Origin of the sequence: Streptomyces taklimakanensis, assembly GCF_009709575.1 — a bacterium.
Taxonomy (GTDB): Bacteria; Actinomycetota; Actinomycetes; order Streptomycetales; family Streptomycetaceae; genus Streptomyces; species Streptomyces taklimakanensis.
In genome coordinates this window covers 2713211-2736621 of record NZ_WIXO01000001.1, presented here as the reverse complement: position 1 = coordinate 2736621, position 23411 = coordinate 2713211, and the positions used below count along the sequence as shown (strand labels likewise).

The 23411-nt window shown below is 73.7% G+C and carries 15 protein-coding genes, 5 tRNA genes and 1 riboswitch; of the genes, 11 read left to right on the top strand and 9 right to left on the bottom strand.

All coding sequences use genetic code 11. The features are described from left to right. Nucleotides 1-372: 372 nt before the first annotated feature. From F0L17_RS11880 to hrpA, 3 genes are all read right to left on the bottom strand, one after another. Nucleotides 373-660 (bottom strand): DUF6274 family protein, encoded by a 288-nt coding sequence (locus F0L17_RS11880; protein ID WP_155071053.1) that lies wholly within the window; start codon nucleotides 658-660, stop codon nucleotides 373-375. A 161-nt stretch (nucleotides 661-821) separates the two neighbouring features. Next, nucleotides 822-896, bottom strand: a tRNA-Asp gene (locus tag F0L17_RS11875). 91 nt (nucleotides 897-987) lie between these two features. Next, a complete protein-coding gene (hrpA, locus tag F0L17_RS11870; RefSeq protein ID WP_155071052.1) occupies nucleotides 988-5034 on the bottom strand; it encodes an ATP-dependent RNA helicase HrpA in 4047 nt (1348 codons plus the stop codon). A 116-nt stretch (nucleotides 5035-5150) separates the two neighbouring features. Here hrpA and F0L17_RS11865 point away from each other — a divergent pair, with 116 nt between their 5' ends. Then, the gene (locus F0L17_RS11865; protein ID WP_155071051.1) at nucleotides 5151-6269 is read left to right on the top strand and encodes an ABC-2 transporter permease; all 1119 of its coding nucleotides are present in this window, start codon (nucleotides 5151-5153) and stop codon (nucleotides 6267-6269) included. Nucleotides 6270-6399: 130 nt separating this feature from the next. Here F0L17_RS11865 and F0L17_RS11860 read toward each other — a convergent pair. The 4 genes from F0L17_RS11860 to F0L17_RS11845 form a co-directional block, all read right to left on the bottom strand. Beyond that, nucleotides 6400-6473: transfer RNA gene (locus F0L17_RS11860), tRNA-Phe, on the bottom strand. Nucleotides 6474-6477: 4 nt separating this feature from the next. Next, a tRNA-Asp gene (locus F0L17_RS11855) sits at nucleotides 6478-6552 on the bottom strand. A gap of 38 nt (nucleotides 6553-6590) precedes the next feature. Next, nucleotides 6591-6663, bottom strand: a tRNA-Glu gene (locus F0L17_RS11850). Nucleotides 6664-6765: 102 nt separating this feature from the next. Next, entirely contained in the window at nucleotides 6766-8415 is a 1650-nt protein-coding gene (locus F0L17_RS11845) for a metallophosphoesterase family protein (protein ID WP_155071050.1), read from the bottom strand. A 161-nt stretch (nucleotides 8416-8576) separates the two neighbouring features. Between F0L17_RS11845 and F0L17_RS11840 the strand changes: the two genes are divergently transcribed. The 6 genes from F0L17_RS11840 (at nucleotide 8577) to F0L17_RS11815 (ending at nucleotide 15423) form a co-directional block, all read left to right on the top strand. Next, entirely contained in the window at nucleotides 8577-8939 is a 363-nt protein-coding gene (locus F0L17_RS11840) for a metallopeptidase family protein (RefSeq protein ID WP_338018048.1), read from the top strand. Then, nucleotides 8936-9454 (top strand): CrcB family protein, encoded by a 519-nt coding sequence (locus F0L17_RS11835; RefSeq protein ID WP_162466089.1) that lies wholly within the window; start codon nucleotides 8936-8938, stop codon nucleotides 9452-9454. Before F0L17_RS11840 ends, F0L17_RS11835 begins: the two co-directional genes overlap by 4 nt. Further along, nucleotides 9451-9837, top strand: coding sequence for a fluoride efflux transporter CrcB (gene crcB, locus F0L17_RS11830; protein ID WP_162466088.1), 387 nt, complete (start codon nucleotides 9451-9453; stop codon nucleotides 9835-9837). The genes F0L17_RS11835 and crcB overlap by 4 nt, the downstream gene beginning before the upstream one ends. A 1215-nt stretch (nucleotides 9838-11052) precedes the next feature. Continuing rightward, complete coding sequence (locus F0L17_RS11825; protein ID WP_155071049.1) at nucleotides 11053-12945, top strand: DEAD/DEAH box helicase; 1893 nt, start codon at nucleotides 11053-11055, stop codon at nucleotides 12943-12945. Nucleotides 12946-13290: 345 nt separating this feature from the next. Continuing rightward, a tRNA-Lys gene (locus F0L17_RS11820) sits at nucleotides 13291-13363 on the top strand. 353 nt (nucleotides 13364-13716) lie between these two features. Then, a complete protein-coding gene (locus F0L17_RS11815) occupies nucleotides 13717-15423 on the top strand; it encodes a SpoIIE family protein phosphatase (protein WP_162466087.1) in 1707 nt (568 codons plus the stop codon). Between the two features lie 95 nt (nucleotides 15424-15518). On the opposite strand, the gene F0L17_RS11810 is transcribed toward F0L17_RS11815, so the two are convergent. Then, a complete protein-coding gene (locus F0L17_RS11810; protein WP_155071047.1) occupies nucleotides 15519-16562 on the bottom strand; it encodes a fatty acid desaturase family protein in 1044 nt (347 codons plus the stop codon). Nucleotides 16563-16959: 397 nt separating this feature from the next. After that, nucleotides 16960-17484, bottom strand: coding sequence for a DUF5994 family protein (locus F0L17_RS11805; RefSeq protein WP_155071046.1), 525 nt, complete (start codon nucleotides 17482-17484; stop codon nucleotides 16960-16962). Nucleotides 17485-18001: 517 nt separating this feature from the next. Here F0L17_RS11805 and F0L17_RS11800 point away from each other — a divergent pair. From F0L17_RS11800 to F0L17_RS11785, 4 genes are all read left to right on the top strand, one after another. After that, on the top strand, nucleotides 18002-19279 hold the full coding sequence (locus F0L17_RS11800; protein WP_155071045.1) for an APC family permease: 1278 nt from the start codon (nucleotides 18002-18004) through the stop codon (nucleotides 19277-19279). 131 nt (nucleotides 19280-19410) lie between these two features. Further along, nucleotides 19411-20571, top strand: a complete 1161-nt coding sequence (locus F0L17_RS11795) for a PP2C family protein-serine/threonine phosphatase (protein WP_338018047.1) — start codon at nucleotides 19411-19413, stop codon at nucleotides 20569-20571. 275 nt (nucleotides 20572-20846) lie between these two features. After that, nucleotides 20847-20987: riboswitch (cyclic di-AMP (ydaO/yuaA leader) on the top strand. 12 nt (nucleotides 20988-20999) lie between these two features. Continuing rightward, nucleotides 21000-22079: a peptidoglycan DD-metalloendopeptidase family protein gene (locus F0L17_RS11790; RefSeq protein WP_162466086.1), complete on the top strand. Its 1080-nt coding sequence runs from the start codon at nucleotides 21000-21002 to the stop codon at nucleotides 22077-22079. Between the two features lie 311 nt (nucleotides 22080-22390). Next, nucleotides 22391-23404, top strand: a complete 1014-nt coding sequence (locus F0L17_RS11785) for an aldo/keto reductase (RefSeq protein ID WP_155071044.1) — start codon at nucleotides 22391-22393, stop codon at nucleotides 23402-23404. Nucleotides 23405-23411: the final 7 nt, after the last annotated feature.

The following is a 23411-nucleotide window of genomic DNA, read 5'->3' as shown; positions in this document are numbered from 1 at the left end:
GCTTCGGGGAGGGGTGGCGGGGCCCGCCAGGGGGGCCGGCCCGGAGGTGTCGGAAGGGCGACACGGGCGCCAACCGCCCTGTAAAATTGCACATATTAAATTTGCCCGATGTGAGAAGGGGGTGAATTCCCCCTCACGGTCAACCGATTCGGTGACTCCCGTCACATGGCGCAACCCTTGCCCGTCTCAAGTACCGTACGGTAATGGGGAGAACGGGTGCACACCGGCCCCACGGTGCGCTCGGTACGGACGGAGGGCGCACGCCGGCCCTCGCCACCGGTCCTCCCCTCCGGGGCGCTCCCCGTCCAAGGAGGGACGCGTCCGAGCCCACGGGCCGCTCCCCGGCGGCACGGGCCGCTTCCGGGCCCCTCCCTACGCCCCTGCTCGCGGCTCCGGACACGGTGCGGCGGAGAGGGCGACGGTGGAGGGGGCGGCGGGGGAATCGGACGGACTCCCGGGCCCCGGAGGCTCGTTGACGCCCGTGGACACGACCGGACGCGGGCCGGGGCGGAGTTCGTCCCCCGCCTCCATGGCCAGCCGCTGCAGCCGGTGGCAGATCGGGCAGTGACGGGTGACGTGGCCGTAGCGCGTGGCGGCGGACAGATGGGCCCTCAGCAGAGCCCGCGTCTCGTGCCGTGGCCCCTTCGGAGTAGTCGGCATGGCGCCCACCTCCCTGTGGCACAGGGGTACCGGCGATGTGAGGGGCCGTCAAGACGGCCCGTCGGCCGAATCGGACGGCGGGGCGGCGCGAGAAGGGGAGGGCGCGGGGCGGAGAACGGCCGATGGCCCGGATCCACGAGGGATCCGGGCCATCGGTACTGCGGTCCTGACGGGATTTGAACCCGCGGCCTCCACCTTGACAGGGTGGCGAGCACTCCAAACTGCTCCACAGGACCTGGAGTCGCTTCTCGGGACTTCCCGAGCCGCGAGAAGGACTCTACAGCAGCTCACCGGTGCAAGGCGAACTCACCCTCGGTGTCCGGGCCGTCACGGAACCGCGGCGTCCACCGCCTTCACGATCCGCTTGTCCGAGACCGGGTACGCGGTGCCCAGGGCGTGCGCGAAGTAGCTGACCCGCAACTCCTCGATCATCCAACGGATCTCCCTCGCCTCGCGCGGCACCGGCCGTCCCGGCGGGAACTGCTCCAGCAGCCACTCGTACTCGTCCCGCATCTCCTTCACCTTCGCCATCCGGGCCCGGTCCCGCTCGACGTTGGTGGGGAGCTGCTGGAGGCGGCGGTCCACGGCCGTCAGGTAGCGCAGCAGGTCCGGCAGGCGCCGGGCGCCGTGAGCGGTCACGAACCCCGGACGGATCAGCTCCGACAACTGCTCCCGCACGTCCGCCAGGCTCGGCGCGAGCGTCGGACTGCCCGCCAGTTGGGGCGACTTCAACCGTCGCTCGCACGCCTGCCAGGCGGCGAGCACCTCCCGGACGTGTCCGACGGTGTTCAGCGTCGCGTCCGTGATGTCGGCGCGTACCGCGTCGAAGAGCTTGCGGAAGCCCTCCTCATCCCACGCCGGGCCGCCGTGCGCCGCGATCAGCCGGTCGGCGGCGGCCGCCACGCAGTCGTCGAACAGCGCCCGCACGCTGCCGTGCGGAGAGCTGGAGAGGGCGAGCTTGGCCTGGTTGCCCAACGTGCCCAGGGCGAACTTGGCGGGATCGGAGGGCAGGTTCAGCAGGACGAGGCGACGGGTGCCGCGCCACATCGCCTGCCGCTGCTCGTCCTCGGTGTCGAAGAGCTTGACGGACACCGAGTCGCCGTCGTCCACCAGCGCCGGGTACGCCTTGACCGGCTGGCCGGCCCGCCGTGTCTCGAAGGTGCGCGGCAGGGTGCCGATCGTCCAGGACGTCAGCCCCGTGCGCTGCCGCAGGTTCCCGTCCCCGCCGGCCTCGTCCCCGTCACCGCCGCCACGGGCGGACTCGAACGCCTTGGACAGGGCGGCCCGGGTACGGGACCGCAGGGCGATGCGCAGCTCCTCCAGGTCCTTGCTCTCGGACTTCCCCGGCACCTTGCGGCGTCGCTCGTCCACCACCCGGAAGGTGATCTTCAGGTGGTCGGGCACCTTGCCCGGATCGAAGTCCTCCGGCGCCACCCGCACGCCCACCATCCGCGTCAGCTCACGGGCCAGCACGGTCGTCAGCGGCTGCCGCAGCACCTCGTCCGGCACCCGGCCGCCCTCGCCGACCGTGTCCAGGAAGCGCCGCGCGAAGTTCGGCGCGGGCACGTAGCTGCGGCGGATCGCCTTGGGCAGGGAGCGGATCAGCTCGGTGACCAGGTCCTCGCGCAGGCCCGGGATCTGCCAGTCGAACGCCTCGGCGGAGACCTGGTTGAGCACCTGGAGGGGGACGTGGACGGTCACGCCGTCGGCGTCGGCCCCCGGCTCGAACTGGTACGTCACCCGGAACTTCAGCTTCCCCTGGTGCCAGGTGTCGGGGTAGTCGGCCTCGGTGACCTCCTCGGCCCGCTCGTTGATGAGCATGGACTTCTCGAAGTTGAGGAGGTCCGGCTCCTCGCGGCGCTTCTTCTTCCACCAGGAGTCGAAGTGCGCCCCGGAGACCACGTGGTCCGGGACGCGTTGGTCGTAGAAGTCGAACAGCGTCTCGTCGTCGACGAGGATGTCGCGCCGACGGGCCCGGTGCTCCAGCTCCTCGACCTCGCCGAGCAGTTTGCGGTTCTCGTGGAAGAACTGGTGGTGGGTGCGCCAGTCGCCCTCCACCAGCGCGTTGCGGATGAACAGTTCGCGGCAGGTCTCCGGGTCGATGCGCCCGTAGTTCACCTTGCGCTGCGCGACGATCGGGATGCCGTAGAGCGTCACCTTCTCGTACGCCATCACCGCCGCCTGCTTCTGCTCCCAGTGCGGCTCGCTGTAGGTGCGCTTGACCAGGTGCTGGGCGAGCGGCTCGATCCAGTCGGGATCGATCTTCGCGTTGACCCGCGCCCACAACCGCGAGGTCTCCACCAGCTCGGCCGACATGATCCAGCGCGGCGGCTTCTTGAACAGGGCGGAGCCGGGGAAGACGGCGAACTTGGCGCTGCGCGCGCCCAGGTACTCGTTGCCCTTCGCGGCGCTCCGCCCGCTCTCCCCCGCGGTGTTCCGTCCGCTCTCCCCCCCGGTGTCCTTGAGCCCGATGTGCGACAGCAGTCCGGCCAGCAACGACTGGTGGACGCGGTCCGGGTCCGCCTCCCGGTCGTTCAGGTGGATGCCCATGGACTTCGCCACCTGCCGCAGCTGGACGTAGATGTCCTGCCACTCGCGTATGCGCAGGTAGTTGAGGAACTCCGTCTTGCACGCGCGGCGGAAGGCCGAGGAGGACAGCTCCTTCTGCCGCTCCCGCACGTACGTCCACAGGTTGAGCAGGGTGAGGAAGTCGCTGCCCTCGTCCCTGAAGCGGGCGTGCTGCTGGTCGGCCTGCTGCTGCTTGTCGGCGGGGCGCTCGCGCGGGTCCTGGATGGACAGGGCCGCGGCGATCACCATGACCTCGCGGACACAGCCGTTGCGGTCGGCCTCCAACACCATCCGGGCCAGCCGCGGGTCCACCGGGAACCGCGCCAGCTTCCGGCCCGTCTCCGTCAGCCGCTTGCGCGGGTCCTTCTGCTGCGGGTCGAGGGCGCCCAACTCCTCCAGCAGTTGCACACCGGCCTTGATGCTGCGGTGGTCCGGCGGGTCGATGAAGGGGAAGCGCTCGATGTCGCCCAGCCCGGCCGCGGTCATCTGGAGGATCACGGACGCCAGGTTCGTCCGCAGGATCTCCGGGTCGGTGAACTCCGGCCGGGAGAGGAAGTCCTCCTCGGAGTACAGCCGGATGCAGATGCCGTCCGAGGTACGGCCGCAACGCCCCTTGCGCTGGTTGGCGCTGGCCTGCGAGATCGGCTCGATGGGCAGTCGCTGGACCTTGGTGCGGTGGCTGTAGCGGGAGATGCGGGCGGCGCCGGTGTCGATGACGTACTTGATGCCGGGGACGGTCAGCGACGTCTCGGCCACGTTGGTGGCCAACACGATCCGCCGCCCGGCGTGCCGTTGGAAGACGCGGTGCTGCTCGGCGTGCGACAACCGCGCGTACAGCGGCAGCACCTCCGTGGAGCGGAGGTTCTTCTTGTTCAGCGCGTCGGCGGTGTCCCGGATCTCCCGTTCGCCGGAGAGGAAGACCAGGATGTCGCCCGGCCCCTCGGCCTGGAGCTCGTCGACGGCGTCGCAGATCGCGGTGACCTGGTCGCGGTCGGGGTTGTCGCTCTCCTCCTCCAGCAGCGGCCGGTAGCGGACCTCCACCGGATAGGTGCGACCGGACACCTCGACGATCGGCGCGTCGCCGAAGTGACGGGAGAAACGCTCGGGGTCGATGGTCGCGGAGGTGATCACGACCTTCAGGTCCGGGCGGCGCGGCAGCAGCCGGGCGAGGTAGCCGAGCAGGAAGTCGATGTTGAGGCTGCGCTCGTGCGCCTCGTCGATGATGATCGTGTCGTACTGGCGCAGCTCGCGGTCGTGCTGGATCTCCGCCAGCAGGATGCCGTCCGTCATCAGCTTGACCAGGGTGTCGTCGCCCACCTGGTCGGTGAAGCGCACCTTCCAGCCCACCGCCTCGCCCAGCGGGGTGCGCAGCTCCTCGGCGACGCGCTCGGCCACGGTGCGGGCCGCGATCCGGCGCGGCTGGGTGTGGCCGATCAGGCCCTTCACCCCGCGTCCGAGCTCCAGGCAGATCTTGGGGAGCTGGGTGGTCTTCCCGGAACCCGTCTCGCCGGCGACGATCACCACTTGGTGGTCCCGCACCGCCGCCAGGATCTCGTCCTTCTTCTGGCTGACGGGGAGCTGCTCGGGGTAGTCGATCGCGGGCACGGCGTCCCGCCGGGCGGCCACGCGCAGCTCGGCCCGCTCCACCTCGGCGGCGATCTCGGCGAGCACCGCCTGCCGGGCCTCGGGCTTGCGGATGCGGCGGGTGCCCTCCAGGCGGCGGCCCAGGCGCTGCTGGTCGCGCAGCGTCAGCTCGGGCAGCCGCTCCAGGATGGCGGGGAGGGTGGGGGAAGACAGAGTGGACATACGGTCTCCAGGATCGCACCCGTGCCGAGCGCCGGGCGAATCAATTCGCCGGGACTCGCACGGAACCCACGGCCGACATGCGTCTTATGGGTGGAATGACTGTTTAGGGTGGGCCCATGAGCGACCAGCGCCACACCTCCGCGAGCGGACGGAGCGCCGCGCACGGCTCTCATGATGCCCGGGGTGACGGGGAGGACGTCACCGGCGCGTCCGGGGGGTGGTCGCGCTTCAAGCGGTCACCGTTCCTGCCCGCCGCCGTGGTGTCGTTGATCATCGCCGTCTCGGCCGGTCTCTTCGCGGGCTCCTACACGTACGTCATGGCCGACCCCACCCCGCACCGCGTCCCGATCGCGGTCGTCGGCGACGTCGCCGGGCAGGAGGAACGCGCGGAGGCCTTCGCCGACGCCATGAGCGAGGACCTGCGCTCCTCCCTGGAACTGCGGGAGTACCCCACCCACGCGGCGGCCGAGGAGGCCCTGGAGGCCCAGGAGGTCTTCGCCGTGCTGCGCATCCCCGAAGACCCGGACCGGCAGCGGCCGGTGCTGGAGGTCTCCGGCGCCTCCGGAGCCTCCGTCGCCGAACTGCTGACCCAGGCCGCCCGCACGGTGGGCGAGCGGACCGGGCTGCCGGTGGAGGTGCGGGACGTCAAACCCCTGGACCCGGGCGATCCGCGCGGCCTGGCCCTGTTCTACGTCACCCTCGCGGCGGTGGTGACCGGCTTCATCGGCGCCATCCAGCTCAGCGTCAACGCCCGCGCCCTGAACCCACCCGAGCGGATCGCCTTCACGGCCGCGTACTCCCTGCTCGGCGGCTTCTTCATCACCGCGATCGTGGACTGGGGGCTGGACGCGGTCGACTTCCCCTTCGTCCACTCCTGGATGATCCTGTCCCTGACCATGTTCGCCTCGGGCATGGTCTTCACGATGTTCCAGACCCTGATCGGCCGCTGGGCCATGCTCCCCACCTGGGGCCTGATGGTCCTCATCGGCAACCCCTCCTCCGGCGGGGCCGTCTCCTGGCCCCTGCTGCCCTCGCCCCTGGGGGTGGTGGGGCGCTGGCTCCCCCCGGGCGCCTCCGTCAACGCGCAGCACACGGCCGTCTACTTCCCCGGCCACCAGCACGTCCAGCCCTACCTGGTGCTGGCGGCCTGGGCGGTGGGCTCCTGCGCCGTCTTCTGGATCTGGCGCCACCGCCACCCGGGCGGGCGCACGGCGGGGGAGACGGCGAGGGCGTGAGGCGCCCGGCACGGGCACGAGACCACGGGCACGAGACGGAGGGCGCGCCCGGACCCGATGGCGTACGGAAAGGCGCGGAGACGGTGAGAGGCCCGATCCGAGGAACTCGGATCGGGCCTCTCACCTGCGGTGGCTGGGGCCGGGGTCGAACCGGCGACCTTCCGCTTTTCAGGCGGACGCTCGTACCAACTGAGCTACCCAGCCGCAGCGGTCCTGACGGGATTTGAACCCGCGGCCTCCACCTTGACAGGGTGGCGAGCACTCCAAACTGCTCCACAGGACCTGGAGTGTACGAGCACTAGTCTCGCACAGGGTGGTGCGTGCCCCCAACGGGATTCGAACCCGTGCTACCGCCTTGAAAGGGCGGCGTCCTGGGCCACTAGACGATGAGGGCTGATGGCCCACCTGGGCGCTTCTCAGCGCGTCGGGGACGTGAGAAGCATATGGGATGTCGGGACGGATCGCCAAAACGGATTTCGACGGCCCCCCGGCCGGGCTAGTCGGAGGGCGGCCGGGAGGGGGACCCGGCGGGTGCCGGGGACGGGTCGGGCGACCCCGGCGGGGAGTCGGAGGGCGAGGTGGGGGACGGTTCGGAGGGCGAGTCGGACGGCGAGGGCGAGGAGCCCGGCTCCAGGTCCTCCGGCAGGTGCCGGCTGACCTCGGCCGTCGTCAGGCCCAGGCCGCCGAGGGTGATCGAGTCCCACGCCTGGAGCCGCCTGCTCTCCTGGTCCAGGTAGAGCACCGAGGCCATCATCTTCTGCGGTTCGTCGCCCTCCACGGCCCGCAGGCCGCCGCCGCCCGTGGAGCCCTCGACCATCAGCCGGGTGCCGTCGTCCAGCACCTCCGTCTCCCGGCGGTGGGTGTGGCCGGCCAGCACCAGCGGCACGTCGCCGTCCGTCTGCCGGGCCGCCACCGGGTTGTGGGTGACGGCGATGTCCACCGGCTCGCCCCGTGCCTCGGCGGCCCGCAGCGCCGCCGCCAGCCTCCGCCCCGCGGCGCGTTCGGCCGGGTCCCCCTCGGGAACCACCGAGCGGTCCGGGGTGAACTGCGGGTCGCCGATGCCCGCGATCCGCAGTCCGCCCACGGTCACGGGCCTGCCGTCGTCCAGTACGTGGGTGTTCTCCAACTCCTCGACGTACTCCTGGGTGGAGCGCGAGTCGTGGTTGCCGCGCGCCCACACGTACGGGGCGCCGAGGTCCTCGACGGGGTCGAGGAAGCCGTTCTCGGCGGCGGTGCCGTGGTCCATGGTGTCGCCGGAGTCGATGATCACGTCGATGTCGTACTGCTCCACCAGCGACCTGATGATGTGCCACGCGGCCGGGTTGAGGTGGATGTCGGAGACGTGCAGCACCCGGATCGTGCTCGGGTCCGGTTGGTAGGTGGGCAGGTTGGAGGCCGCGTCGTACAGCTTGGTGACGTTGGTGACCAGCCGGGCCAGCTCCTGCTGGTAGACGTCGAACTCGGTGACGATGTTGCGCGCGTTGCCCACCAGGCTCGGCGCACTGGCCAGCAGTCCGGAGAACTTCGGCTCCAGCACCGACTTCGGGTTCCAGGTGGCGTACGCGCCGACCGCCGAGGAGGCGAGCAGCGCCAGGGCGAGTCCGCCCGCGGCGAGCGCGCGCCGCGGCCGCCGGTAGACGACCAGTCCGAGCACCGTGGCGCCGAGGACCACCGCCGCGCACGACCTCACGGCCAGCCCCAGGGCGCCGTCCCGGACGTCCTCGGTGATCTGCGTCTCCAGCCCGCTGATCCGCTCGGGGTGGTCGACCAGGGCCTGGGCGCGTTCGGGGTCGAGCCGGTTGACGTCGACGTCGAGGCCGAGCGGGGCTTGGTGGGTCTCCAGTTCGAGGGCGCCCAGCGGCGGCACGTCGATCTGCGTGCCGCCGGAGACCGTGAGGTGCAGCGACATCCGGGTGTCCACCGGGCCCACCGGTGTCTTGACGCCGCCCGCCACCAACAGACCCAACCAGGCGCCCAACAGCGTCACGGCGATCAGCCCGAGCGCGCGGACGTAGGGCCGGGAGGCGGGGGCGAGCGAGGACGTCGGCGTCGGGCGGTGTGCCCGGGAGCGGTTCCGGAGAGAGCGGGGAACGGCTGCGGCCCTACGGGCGAGGTCCCGGAACGGCCGGAGGGGTTCGCGGCTCATGACGTGCCATATGCCCTGCTTGTGAGGCGGCTATGCGGCGGTCGTGCGCCGGCTGTACGGCGGTTGCGCGGCGGTTGCGCGGCGGCGGGGGCGGCGCGCGGGGCCGGTGGCGCCGCCCCGGTCGCGTGCGCCACCCGCGCGGGGTGGCGGACAATGGGCGCGTGCTGGAGATGACGCGCGAGGAGTTCGAGGAACTGGTCGCCGAGGCCCTCGACCGGATCCCGCCGGAGCTGACGCGGCTGATGGACAACGTGGCGGTGTTCGTCGAGGACGAGCCGCCCGCCGACGACCCCGAACTGCTCGGGTTGTACGAGGGCACACCGCTGACCGAGCGCGGTGAGTGGTACGCCGGGGTCCTGCCGGACCGGATCACCGTCTACCGCGGCCCCACCCTGCGGATGTGCGAGCGTGACGGCGGCGACCGGGAGATGGTGGTCGAGGAGGTGGAGATCACGGTCGTGCACGAGATCGCCCACCACTTCGGCATCGACGACGAGCGGCTGCACGAGCTGGGCTACGCGTGAGCGGTGGGGACGTCCCGGGCCTCCCGCACCGTCCGGGGGATCCGGCCGGTGCGGCGGTCGACCCGGACGTCGACCTGCGCGTGCCCGTCCAGCGCGCGGAGACCGCCGGGGGCCGGGCGCCGGCCGTCCTCGCCGCCGTGGCGTCGGGCGGGGCGCTCGGGGCGAGCGCCCGCCACGCGGTCCTCCTGGCCTGGCCCGCCGGGCCCGGCGGCTTCCCGTGGGCCGTCCTCGTCGTCAACGCGGTCGGCAGCGCGCTGATCGGCGCTCTGATGGTGCTGGTGTCCGAACGCGGCCGTGGGCACCGGCTGGCACGGCCCTTCCTGGGCACCGGAGTGCTGGGCGGCTTCACCACGTACTCGACGTACGCGCTGGACACCGTGGGAATGGTGGAACGGGGGCAGGTGGCGACGGCCCTGGCCCACCTGGGCGGTACGTTCGTCGCCGCGCTCGGCGCCGTGTGGGCGGCCACCGCCGTCACCCGCGCCCTGACGGCGGCGCCGGCGGCGCCGCGGTGAGCGGGGCGGGGTGGACCGGTTGGCCGCTGGTGGCGCTCGGCGGGGCGGCCGGGGCGTGCCTGCGGTACGTGGTGGACCGCGCGGTGCAGGCGCGGCACGAGTCCGTCTTCCCCTGGGGCACCCTCACCGTGAACGCCGTGGGCAGCCTGCTGCTGGGGCTGCTGACCGGCTCCGCCTGGGGAGCGGCCGGACCGGGGGCGGCGCTGCTCGGCACGGGGCTGTGTGGCGCGCTGACGACGTACTCCACCTTCTCCCACGAGACGCTGCGACTGGCCGAACTCGGCCGGGCGCGGGCGGCGGCGGCGAACGCGGTGGTCACCCCGGTCGTGGCCCTGGGGGCGGTCTGGTCGGGTCTGGTCCTCGTGCGTTACCTGGCGGGCTGACGGGAGTTGGGCAGGGAGTCCGTCCCTGTTCCCCCGCCCCGGAGGTGCCCGCCCGTGCGCCGCTCCCGATCCGTTCCCCGTGTGCCCGCCGTCCCTCCCCTCCACGCCGGTGGTCCGACCCGCGCCGGCGTCCGCACGGCCGCCGGCGCGCTGCTGTTGGCCGCTCTCGGCGGCTGCATGACGGTCGGTTCCTCCGACCCCGGGGACGGCGACAGGCCACAACCCGCCGGGCACCAGGCGTCCCAGGGCGCGGACGGCGCCCGGCCCGGTGGCGCGGTGGCGCCGCGGGGCGGCACGGGAGGCCGGAACGGCGGCGAGGAGCGCCGCGCGAAGGACCGGGACGACAGGGAACGCGGGAAGTCGGGGAAGCCGTCCGCCTCCTCCTCGGCGTCCTCGGCGTCCACCGCGCCGTCCGCGTCCGCCTCGCGCCCGCCGCGTTCGTCCGCGCCGGCGGCGTCCCCGGGCACGGGCGGAGGCGGGCGCCCCTCGGTGCCGGCCACGCCCCCGCGCCCGGACGTCCCGCCCCCGGACCGCACCACCCCGCCCGCCGAGCCGTCCCCCACGGGCGGCGACGGTGGCGGCTCGGAAGGCGGGTCCGGGGGTTCCGGCGGGTCCGGTGACGCCGGTGGCGCCGGCGGTTCCGCGGGCGGCGCCGGCGGTGGGGGCGGCGAAGGGGGTGGCGAAGGGGGCGGTGAGGGAAGCGGTGCCGAGGACGGCTCCGGCGGCGAGGCGGACGACGGAGCGGTCGGCGGTCTCCGCGAGCGGTTCCCCGCCGGCGTCGAGCCCCTGTCGGGCGGCGCTGGACCCCTCTCCGCACCTTCCTCGGGGGAGGCGGGAATGAACGGCGGCACCCGCGGCGTTCCCCCCTCACACGAACCCGAATCCGTTGCTCCCGACCGCCTCGACCACCGCCTCCACCGTCCCACCGCCCCCGCGGCGACCGGCCCGACGCCGTAGGACGGTAGACTGGCCCCACGGTCGCCGCTGCCGCGTCCCCCCGCCCACTCTCCGGCGTACGCCGACAAGGGACTTGCCTCCCTGGGGTGGAGGGCCGTATGGTGGCAGATCGTTTGCTCCCATTTGCCCGGCGCCCATCCAGAGCGCGCCGTGTGGCGCGTTCCTCACCTGAGCCGTGGCTGACCGCATCGAGGCGGTCGTATGCGAAATCACGGAGTTGCGGGCGCGTGCCATGAACTCCGGAAGGTTTGTTTTCGCATGTCTGTGACCACCCCCGACGTCATCCTCCCCGAGGACGAGCCGACGACCACGTTCGCCGACCTCGGTCTGCCGAGCGAGATCGTCCGCAAGCTGGCGCACAACGGCGTCACCGTCCCGTTCCCCATCCAGGCCGCGACCATCCCGGACGCGCTGGCGGGCAAGGACGTCCTCGGCCGCGGCCGCACCGGCTCCGGCAAGACCCTCAGCTTCGGTCTGCCCCTGCTGGCCCGGCTGGCCGGCGGGCGCACCGAGCGCAAGCGTCCCCGCGGCGTCATCCTCACCCCCACCCGCGAGTTGGCCATGCAGGTCAGCGACGCGCTCCAGCCGTACGGCGACGTCCTCGGCCTGAAGCTGAAGGTCGTCTGCGGCGGCACCTCCATGGCCAACCAGATCAGCGCCCTGGAGCGCGGCGTCGACATCCTCGTCGCCACCCCGGGCCGGCTGCGCGACCTGATCAACCGCGGCTCCTGCTCGCTGGACGAGGTGGAGATCGCGATCCTCGACGAGGCCGACCAGATGGCCGACCTGGGCTTCCTGCCCGAGGTCACCGAGCTGCTCGACCTGCTCCCGGCGGGCGGCCAGCGGATGCTGTTCTCCGCCACCCTGGAGAACGAGATCGACACCCTGGTGCGCCGCTACCTCGTCGACCCGGTGCACCACGAGGTGGACGCCGCCCAGGGCGCGGTCACCACGATGAGCCACCACGTGCTGATCGTGAAGCCGCGCGACAAGGCTCCGGTCACCGCCGCCATCGCCGCGCGCAAGGGCCGCACCATCGTCTTCGTCCGCACCCAGATGGGCGCCGACCGCGTCGCCGAGCAACTGCGCGAGGCGGGCGTGCGAGCGGACGCGCTGCACGGCGGCATGACGCAGGGCGCCCGCACCCGGACGCTGGCCGACTTCAAGGACGGCCGCGTCAACGTGCTGGTCGCCACCGACGTCGCCGCGCGCGGCATCCACGTCGACGGCATCGACCTGGTGCTGAACGTGGACCCGGCCGGTGACCACAAGGACTACCTGCACCGTTCCGGCCGTACCGCCCGTGCGGGCCGCTCCGGCACGGTCGTCTCGCTGGCGCTGCCGCACCAGCGGCGGCAGATCTTCCGGTTGATGGAGGACGCGGGCGTGGACGCCTCGCGCCACTTCATCGGCCGTGGCGACGCCTTCGACGACGAGGTGGTGGAGATCACCGGCGCCCGGTCGTTGACCGAGGTCCAGGCCGAGTCGGCGCTCAACGCCGCCAAGCAGGCCGAGCGCGAGGTGGCCGAGATCACCCGGAAGCTGGAGCACGCGCAGCGCCGCGCCACCGAACTGCGCGAGGAGGCGGACAAGCTGTCGGCGCGCGCCGCCCGTGAGCGGGGCGACGACCCCGAGGCCGCGGTCGCCGCGGTCGCCGAGGCCACCGAGGCGGCCGCCGCCGAGGCGGTGGCCGAGGTGCTGGCGGCCGAGGAGCGGGCCGAGGCCGAGGCGCGGAGGGCGCGGGAGGAGCGGGGCCACGAGCGCCGCGACCGGCGCCCCTACGGCCGGGACCGGGACGACCGGCGCGACCGTGACGACCGCCGCCCGTTCAACCGGGACCGCCGTGACGACCGCCGGGACGACCGGGGCGGTTTCCGCCGCGACGACCGCTCGTTCGACCGTCGGGACGACCGGGGCGGCTTCCGCCGGGACGACCGTCGGGACGACCGGGGTGGCTTCCGCCGGGACGACCGTCGCGAGTTCGGCCACCGGGGCGGCGGCGACCGTCCGTACAACCGGGACCGTCGTGACGACCGCCGTCCCCACGGCCGCCGTGACGACCACCGCGGCGGCTACCAGGGCGGCGACCACCGGGGCGGCCGCTCGTTCGACCGCCGTGCCGACAAGCCGCGCTGGAAGCGCAACGGCTGACCCCGCCCGGCGCCGCACGCCGGCGGCGCCCGACGGCGAGTGTCCTCCGTGAGCAGGGGCCCGGCCCGAACTCCCCGTTCGGGCCGGACCCCTGACGCGTCGCCACCGCGCCGCCCGCCGGTGGCCGGTGCGCCGGGCCGGACGAGCGCCCGCACGGCGGCGTGGACGGACTCCGCGCCCACGCGGACTGGCTCACCGAGTCCCGGGTGCGGACGCCGAGCCTTCCCGCGGAGGTGCCGGACCTCGGCCCCCGGCGCCGTGGGGGCGTCCCGACGCACGACGTTCACACGCTCTCGTGCGAATGCCTTCGAGACGCGGCCCGCCTCCGGGCTATGCTTCGGGGGCGGGCCGTTAGCTCAATTGGCAGAGCAGTGGACTTTTAATCCATTGGTTGTGGGTTCGAGTCCCACACGGCCTACCGGGCGCAGGGACGCCCCCCGAGAGGGACCTCCCTGCCTGCTCCTCGACGACGCCCCGGGCCGGCGGCCCGGGGCGTCCCGTTTCTCCCGCCGGCCGCGCCTCGGCGGCTTTCGGCGGACGAACCGGCCCGCCGGGCCTGCCGGTCCCGGCTCGGCCGGCGCGTTCCGGCCGGAGGAAGCCCCGTGCCGTCGCGGCTCCTTTCGCCGGCGCGGGGCGGCACCGCCCGGCGGCGGGAATCGTCGCTCCGCCTGGTGCGGAACCCTCGCCCACGGGAACCGTCAACGGCGACAGCCGTCGACCGCCGCCGTCCGGCAGCGGTCGGTGGATCCTCTACCAACCGGAGGGATCGGTGTGGTCCAAGGCGAGGCCGGTGGCGAGCACAGGCGATGGGCGGCGGAGCCGACGTTCTGGCGGGAGGTGTTCGACCAGTTGGGGGCCGGTCTGGTCGTGGTGGACTCCGCCGGCCTGATCGTCGCGGTCAACCCCGCCGCCGAGGAGTTGCTGGACCGTTCCGCGGCGGCGATGGTCGGGGAGGACTTCCACGACCTGCTGCACCGTCGCGCCGACGGCACGGCGGTCCCGCGCGAGGAATGCCTGCTGCTCGCGGCCCTCGCCCTCGGCACCTCGGCCCGCGGCGAGGGGGACGGCTTCCTGCGCGGCGACGGGCGTCTGATCCCGGTCGCCTGGTCCGGCGCTCCCGTGATCAGGAACGGCCGGTTGGCGGGCATGGCCGTGCTGTTCGCCCACATCACCGTCGGCTCGGGGTCGCCCGGGAACCGGACGACCCACGTGACCGCGCTGGAGGACCTCACCGGCAGGATGGCCCTGGTGGCGGAGGTCACCGCGGTCCTGGCCCAGACCCTCGACACCGACGAGGCCCTCAGCCGGCTGAGCCGCTTCCTGGTGCCCCGACTGGCGGACTGGTCCGCCATCGACCTGCGTGCCGAGGGCGAGGTGCGCAGGGTCGCGGTGACCGGCCCCGAAGGGCGCGACTCCGAGCGGGAAGCGTGGCAGGGCGTCCTGCCGGCGACCGCCGAGCACTCCCGGTCCCCCCTGGTACGGGTCCTGCACGGAGGCGAACCCGTCCTGTGGGGGCCCGGGGACATCGCCGCGCCGTCCGACTCCCCGTTGGCCGCCGTGCAGGCCGGATTCCTGCAGTCGCTGGGCGCGACCTCCGCCGTCACCGTGCCCCTGAGGACCGCCCGGCAGGTCATCGGCGCCCTCACCCTGGTCCGCACCGGCACCGCCCGGCCGTTCGACGCCGCCGACCTGGCACTGGTCGGCGACGTGGGCCGCCGTGTCGGGCTGGCCATCGACAACGCCCGTCTCTTCGGTCGGCAACGCGAGGTCGCCGAGGCCATGCAGCGCAACCTGCTCGCCCCCCTGCCCCGGCCCGGCCCGCTGCGCCTGGCCGCCCGCTACCGCCCCGCACCCGCCGGCTCCCAGGTGGGCGGCGACTGGTACGACGCCTTCCTCCTGCGCGACGGCGCCACCGCGCTGGTCATCGGCGACGTCGTCGGCCACGATCTGCCCGCCGCGGCGGGCATGGCCCAGCTCCACGGCATGCTGCGCGTCCTGGCCTGGGACCGCACCGAACCGACCGTCGCCATCGTCGACCGACTCGACGACGCCCTGCCCGCCATCACCAGCGTTTCCATGGCCACCCTCGTACTGGCCCGTGTCGAGGGGCCCGAGACCGGTCCCTGGCGACTGCGGTGGACCAGCGCGGGCCACCCGCCACCCCTCCTGGCCACCCCGGACGGACACGCCGAGTACCTCACGCGGGGGCAGGGCCTTCTCCTGGGCGCCGGCCTCGGCAGCGGCGGACGCTCCGAGGCCGACGCGTCCCTGCCTCCCGGCTCCACCCTCCTGCTCTACACCGACGGCCTGGTCGAGGTCCCCGGCACCGATCTGGACACCGGTCTGGGCCGTCTCCGTCACCACGCGGCCGTTCTCGCCCGCCGTCCCCTGGACGAGTTCTGCGACCAGGTCCTCACCCGCATGTCCTCCGGCAGCACCGACGACATCGCCATCCTCGCCCTGCGCGTCCCCGGTTGAGCCCGCCCGGGCCCCGGTGACGGCCCATTGAGGCTCCGGTACCGGGGCGGGGTGTGGCGTGTCCACGGCTCCACCGCCGGCGCCGCGGGCGGTGGCTAGGCCGGGACGCGGGTGCTGCGGATCGGGGCCCCGGCACGGTGGAGGCCGGCGAGTACCTGCCGGTAGGAGGTGATCAGCCCGGTCTCCAGGTAGGGCACTCCCAACTCCTCGCAGTGGCGGCGGACGATGGGCTGTGCCTTGCGCAGGTTGGGGCTGGGCATGCTCGGGAACAGGTGGTGCTCGATCTGGTGGTTCAGTCCGCCCAGCATGACGTCGGTGAACCGGCCGCCGCGCACGTTGCGTGAAGTGAGCACCTGACGGCGCAGGAAGTCCGGCCGGTCCTCGCCGGTCAGGATCGGCATGCCCTTGTGGTTGGGGGCGAAGATGGAGCCGAGGTAGACGCCGAACAACCCCTGGTGGACGGCGAGGAAGGCGATCGCCATGCCGAGGGGCAGCACCAGGAACAACGCGGTCAGGTAGACCGCGAAGTGCCCGAACAGCAGCGCGCCCTCCAGCACGCGGTTCTTCAGGGAGCGGTTCGCCAGCGCCCGCGCGCTCGCCACGTGCAGGTTGAAGCCCTCCAGTGTGAGCAGCGGGAAGAACAGGAAAGCCTGCCGGCGGCCGATCAGGCGGGGCAGCCCCTTGGCGGCGCGGGCCTGGTCCTGGGACCAGACCAGCAGATCGGGGGCGATGTCGGGGTCGAGCCCCTCGTGGTTGGGGTTGGCGTGGTGGCGGGTGTGCTTGTCCTGCCACCACCCGTAGCCCATTCCGATGCAGGCCCCGGCGATCCGCCCGGCCGTCTCGCTGGGCCCGCGCAGACGGAACACCTGGCGGTGGGCCACGTCGTGGGCGACCAGGGCGACCTGGCCGAAGGCCAGGGCGAGGAAGGCGGCTACCGCCAGGGTCCACCAACTGGGGCCGACGAGCACGAAGGCGACCCAGCCGGCGGCGTAGAGCGCGGCCACCACCGTGATCCGAATCGCGTAGTAGCCGGGGCGGCGGTCCATGAGGCCGGCGTCGGCGATCTTCTTCGACAGCCGGGCGAAGTCGCTGCCGGGCGTGCGTGGGGAGGGAGAGGGGGAGGTGGTGTGCGTGGTCATGGTGATGGGTCTTCCTCACGGCTGGGGGGGGGGCGGGGCCGGGGGCACGGTTCTTCCTCGCCCGCCCGGTCTTCGGTTCCGGGCGGCGGCGTGGACATCCGACCGGTCCCGCTCCTCCTCGACGGCGCGGACCATCACCGTTTACCCCTCGTGAGACCCTTCCAACAGGCTTCGACGGTGTACGACCGACGAAGGGGGGCCACGCGTGTCCGTCCTTCACCGGTACGGACCGCTGTCGGGAGCGGGGAGCCGGTCGGAGGCCTTCCGCCGACGGTCGTTCCCGTTCCGCACCACGGCAGGTGGGGGACGAGCGGTCTCCCGTGGGCGGTCGGACGCGGGACGCCCGGAGCCGGGGCGGGTTCCGGACGGCCGGACGGCCGGACGGCCGTTCGAGCCGTCAGCCCGGCCCGCCGGGGCCCGGAGCCGGAGGCGGGCCCTCCCCGGCCTCCGGGTGCGCCGGACCGGCACCGGTGTCGACGAGGATCTGTGCGGCCCGGTCGGTGTTGTCGGCCCGGACCGCTCGGGCCATCGCCGCGCGCGCGGCGTCGGGAGCCGTCCGCGGCGGGACCACCAGCAGGGAGAAGTGATCACGGTTGCCGCGGGTGACGAGGATCGTGTCGTCGCCGACGGGGAACGAGTCGATGTGGACGACCCGGTCCTCGACGACCAGCCGTGTCGGGAGGTCCTCCCAGGCGTCGGCGTCCAGGCCGACGCGGACGACGGGGCCGATGTGCTCGCTCAGCGCGGCGATCAGGCCGGGCAGTTCGGCTCCGACGCGGCGGGAACGCGGCCACCACGCGCCGTCGAGGACTCCCTGGCGGGAGTGGACCGTCTCAAGCCGCAGGAGGGCCGTCCCGGGTTTCACGGCCCGGTGGGCGGTGTCGGGCAGGAGCCCGGCCGGTTGGGCGTCGTGGTCGGTCATGGCGTGTCCGCCCGTCCTGTGGAGGGCTCGGAGCTTCCACGGTTCCTCCCGGCACCGTCGAAGTCGGTGCGGGATTCCGCCGCTGACTCCACGGTACTCGCGCATCGGTGGAGGGATCCGTTGGCGGGGCTCGGACGAGGGGCCCGAGGACGCGCCGGCGGGAGGGGCGGAGCACCGGGGACGCGTCGCGCACCTGCCCCACGCGGATGCCGTTCCCGGCGAGTGGCGCGACACCGGGCGGTCGGGGGGACCGAGCCCGGAGGCGGGTCCGCGCCACGGTCGCGGCCGGCGGCCCCGCGTCGATCGGTGCGCGCGCCTCCCGGCCACCGACCCGTCCCACCCCGCCGGCCGGTGCGGACCGCTGGTGATCCCCCGAAGACGGCAGGCGCGACAGCCGCTCGGCCGACGTTCGTCGCGTCCGTGGCGGCCGGGGCGGTCGGTGTACTGTCCGGCGGGACGGGGAAGCGTCGCGGCGGGGAACACGGCGCGGGGCGGGGAGGCGAAGGGTGGAACGGCGATGAGCGGGTCACGGGCCCGGACACCCGGGGAGGCGGACGGGCGGCTGCGGCGACGTCTGGGGACCACCGACGCGGTGGTGATCGGTCTGGGGTCGATGATCGGCGCCGGGGTCTTCGCGGCCTTCGCGCCCGCCGCGCGCGCGGCGGGCTCCGGGCTGCTGCCGGGCCTGGCGCTGGCGGCGGTCGTGGCGTACTGCAACGCGACCTCCTCGGCCCGGTTGGCCGCCCGCCACCCGCAGTCCGGCGGCACCTACGTCTACGGCCGCGAGCGACTGGGCGAGTTCTGGGGCTACCTGGCGGGCTGGGGCTTCGTGGTCGGCAAGACCGCCTCGTGCGCGGCGATGGCCCTGACGGTGGGCCTGTACGCGTGGCCGGAGCACGCCCGTGCCGTCGCGGTCGCCGCCGTCGTGGCGCTGACCGCCGTCAACTACGCCGGGGTACGGAAGGCGGTCCGGCTGACCCGCGCGATCGTGGCGGTCGTCCTGGCGGTGCTGGCCGCCGTCGTGGTCGCCTGCCTGACCTCCGGCGAGGCGGACGCGGCCCGGCTGGAGATCGGTTCGGACGTCACCGTCGCGGGTGTCCTCCAGGCCGCCGGTCTGCTGTTCTTCGCCTTCGCCGGGTACGCGCGGATCGCCACGCTGGGGGAGGAGGTACGCGATCCGGAGCGCACGATCCCCCGAGCGATCCCCCTGGCGCTGGGCATCACCCTGGTCGTGTACGCCGCCGTGGCCGTGGCAGCGCTGGCCGCGCTCGGCCCCGGCGGACTGGCCGGAGCGGACGCGCCGCTGGCCGACGCCGCGCGGGCGGCGGGGGTGCCGGAACTGGCGCCGGTGGTGCGGGTCGGGGCGGCGGTGGCCGCGCTGGGCTCGCTGCTGGCGCTGATCCTCGGGGTGTCGCGCACCACCCTGGCCATGGCCCGCGACCGTCACCTGCCGCCCGCGCTGTCCGCCGTCCACCCCCGCACCGGGGTGCCGCACCGCGCCGAACTGGTCGTCGGCGCGGTGGTGGCCGTGGTGGCGGCGACCGCGGACGTGCGCGGCGCGATCGGCTTCTCCTCCTTCGGGGTGCTGACCTACTACGCGATCGCCAACGCCTCCGCCCGGACGCTCACCTCCGCCGAGGGACGTCCGCCGCGGGTCGTCCCCGTCGTCGGGCTGGTCGGGTGCGCGGTGCTGGCCCTCGCGCTGCCGGCCGCGTCGGTCGTCGCCGGGTGCGCGGTGCTGGCCGTCGGTGCCGCCGTGTACGGGGTGCGGCGCGGACTCGCCGGACGCCGGTAGGCCCGGAGCCGGGTCGGGCCGGGTCGGGTCGGGCGGGGTCGGGCCGGGTCGGGTGGGCGGACCGTGGCCGCGGTCGTCCGTACGGCGTTGATCGACTCGCCGGACGGTCGCGGGAGGGGCAGATTGGAGAGGTGCGCGGCGAGGGACAGCGGGAGACGGGCGGCGGCAGGGAGCGCTTCCGCGCCGTTCCCGTGCTCGGGCGCCCGCCGTGGCTGCTTCCCCTGCTGCTGCTCCTGACCGGTCTGTTCACCAACCTGCTGACCCCGCCCAACGTGTTGATCGAGGCGACGTTCTCCGCCGCTCCCCTGATCGCGGCGGCCCTGTGGACGTTCCGCGGCACGGTGGCCACGGCGGTGGCGTCGGCGCTCACCTCCTGCGTCCTGCTGTTGTGGGCGGACCGGGTTCCGGCGATGGAGACCACGCTGCGGCTGTCGACGACCGTCACCGTCGGTCTGCTGGCCGTCGCCGTCAACCGCGTCGTGGAGCGCAGCGACACCCGCGCGGCCACGGCCCGGGGCATCGCCGAGGCCGTCCAACTGGCCGTGCTGCCCGCCCCGCCCGACCGGATCGGGGACCTGAGAATCGCGGCACGCTACGAGACGGCGCATCTCGACACCCGGATCGGCGGGGACCTGTACTGCGTGCAGCGGACGCCGTACGGGATCCGGGCGCTGGTGGGCGACGTCAGGGGCAGCGGGCTGGGGGCGGTCACCGTCGTCACCGTCGTGCTCGGCGCCTTCCGGGAGGCGGCCGGGACCGAGCCGGAGCTGTCGGACGTCGCGGACCGGGTGGAGCGCTCCCTGGAACGGGAGCGGGAGCGGGGGCTGTGGAGAGACGACGAGGGCAACCGGGAGGGGTTCGTCACCGCCGTCCTGGTCGAGGTGTCGGAGGGCGACGGTCCGAGGGAGGTGCGGGTCGTCAACCGGGGGCATCCGCCTCCCCTGCTGCTGCCTCCCGGCGGCGGCTCGGTGCGGGCGCTGGAACCGGACGCGTACGGGTTGCCGCTGGGACTGGGGAGGCTGGGGGACGGTACGGGCGGCTCCGTCGCCGTGGCGCCGTTCCCACCGGGAGCCCTGCTGCTGGTCCACACCGACGGGCTGACCGAGGCACGTGACGCGGCGGGTGCCTTCTACGATCCGGTGCCCTGGTTGCGCGGCCGCCGCTTCCCCGGCCCGGACGCCCTCCTGGACGGGCTCCTGGCGGAGGTCCACGCGCACACGGCCGGGGGGCAGGACGACGACATGGCGCTGTTGGCGGTCATGCGCGATCCGGATCCGCCACCCACCGGGTGATGACCGTCCGTGTCCGCGACACCTCCCTCCGCATAACAAATGAGGCACCGTCAGATAAGAGCGTTGTTCTCTCCCTCGGGAAAGTGGCGGCCAACTCGCCCGAATTGAGGGGGAAATGGCCTGTTAGGTCCCCCCGGAAATTACCCACGCTTTGAAGGGGAGACTTGGAAACCGGCGCGCTCCTCTATTAACGTTCGATAACGCAGCGCGGTCGTCACTGTCGCCGAAGGAGGCGACACCGTGCGCCGTCGCCGAATTCCGAAGGCGCTGCCCCGCCGATCGCGGGGCCGCGTCCAGGGAACCGGGGAACCACCTCTTGGGGTGAATCGGACCGCCGGGCGTGCCCGTGCGGCTCCGTAGGAGACCTTCCTGCTCCGAACCCGTCAGCTAACCCGGTAGGCGAGAAGGAAGGAAAGGAGAGCGCCTCCGTGGCGTCCAGCAGTCCGGCCCCCGAGGCCCCCGAGGTCTCGTACGATCCGCACACCGCCACCTTCGCCCCGTTCGGTCCGGCCGGCGACGAGGACCGACAGGTGTGGAATCCCACCGAGGAATCCGTCCGCCCGGTCCGGGGTCGACACCGCGTGGTCAAGCAGCGCAACGGCATGGCGCGCAGCGGAGCCGTCCTGGGCGTCGGCATGATCGCGGCGGTCGGCGCGGGCGGCATCGCCACCGCCAAGGAGAAGGCCCCCGCCCCCATCTCCCTGCCCGACCTGGGCGAGGTGGCCGAGAACATCCCCGGTGTCGGCGGGCTCATAACGGAGTCCGACAAGGGCTCCGGCCCCGATGCCGAGCCCGGCACCGAGTCCGACGCTCCCTTCGGCGACTTCGGCGACACCCTCGCCCAGGCCGGTCCGGACACCGGTGACGCCGGTGCCACCACCACCCTGAGCTCGGACCCCGGCGAGGCGCTGCGGGCCCGGATCCTCCAGCAGGCCGACCGGCAGCAGTCGAACGCCGCCCAGGCGGCGGTCGAGGCCGCCGCCGAGCAGGCCGCGGAGAAGGCGGCCGAGGAGGCCGCGGACAAGGCCGCGAAGGAGGAGGCCGAGCGCAAGCGCAAGGCCGCCGAGGAGGCGGCCCGCAAGGCCGAGGCCGAGCGCCTGGCCAAGCTCGCGGCCGGCTACACCCTTCCGCTCACCTCCTATCAGCTCACCTCCCACTTCGGCGCCTCCGGTTCGATGTGGGCCAACAACCACACCGGCCTGGACTTCGCCGCCCCGACCGGCACCCCCGTCAAGGCGGTGCACAGCGGCGAGATCGTCGAGGCGGGCTGGGCCGGCTCCTACGGCTACCGCGTCGTCCTCAGGCTCGACGACGGCACCGAGATCTGGTACTGCCACCTGTCCTCGATGACGGTGACCAGCGGCAAGGTGACCACCGGCGACGTCATCGGCCGCGTCGGCTCCACCGGCAACTCCACCGGCGCGCACCTCCACCTGGAGGTCCGTCCCGGCGGCGGCGCCCCGATCGACCCGCTGGCCTGGCTGCGCGACAAGGGCCAGTCCATCTGACCAGCCCCGGACGGGCCGTCGCCGCCGTCCGGCCCGGCCCGGACCGGAAGCCTCCGATCCTCCGGTCCCCGTTCCCGGCCGCCGCCTCGCACACCGTCGACGCACGTCGGCCGACCACAGGAGGGGACGAGGCGGCGTCCGGGTCCGTCCGGCCGCCGGACGGACCCTCGTTCCCGGCACCGTTCCCGGCACCGCTCCCGGTCCGGCCCCGAACCCCGGCGGCCCTGGTGGACCACCCCCCGACGCCAGGGCCGCCGGTTCCCGCCGCGCCCCGACCCATGACCCGGCGCCGCGCGTGGTAACCGTCTCCCATGACCGACACACCTCGCACGTCCCGCACGTCCCACGCCCCCCGCGCCTCCGACACGCCGGGCCCGCCCGGCACGAGCGGTGCTCCGCGCAGGATCGGCGGCCTCACCGTCTCCCCCCTCGCTCTGGGCGGGAGCGTCTTCGGCTGGACGGCGGACGAGCGGCAGTCCTTCGCCGTTCTGGACGCCTACACCGAGGCCGGCGGCACCTTCGTCGACACCGCCGACTCCTACTCGGCCTGGGCCGAGGGCAACAGCGGCGGCGAGTCGGAGACCGTGATCGGCCGCTGGCTGGCCGCGCGCGGCAACCGCGACGACGTCGTCATCGCCACCAAGGTCGGCTCCCACCCCGACCGCAGGGGACTGTCGGCCGCCACCATCAAGGCCGCGGCCGAGGACTCCCTGCGCCGCCTGGGCACCGACCACATCGACCTCTACTACACCCACCGCGACGACGAGTCGGTCGAGGTGGAGGAGATCGTCACCGCCCTCGACGATCTCGTGCGCGCGGGCAAGGTCCGCGAGATCGGCGCCTCCAACATCTCCGCCGAGCGGTTGGAGGCGTCCCTGGCCTTCTCCGCCCGCGAGGGACGCGCCCGCTACGTCGCCCTCCAACCCCACTACAGCCTGGTCTCGCGCGACACCTACGAGGGGCCGCTGCGCGATGTGGCCGCGCGCCACGACCTGGCCACGGTCCCCTACTACGCCCTGGCCGCCGGTTTCCTCACCGGCAAGTACCGCCCCGGCGCGGCGCCCGACGGGGCCCGCGCGGGCAGCGCGGCGAAGCACCTGGAGACCGAACGGGGACGCCGGGTCCTGGCGGCCCTGGACGAGGTCGCCGCCGCGCGCGGCACCGACCCCGCCACCGTCGCCCTGGCCTGGCTCGCCGGCCGCCCCACGGTCGCCTCCGTCCTGGCCAGTGCCCGCGCCCCGGAGCAGCTCCCGCCGCTGCTGGCGATGACCGAACAGGCCCTCACCGAACGGGAGACGGAGGTGTTGGAGAGGGCCTCGGCCTGAAACGGCG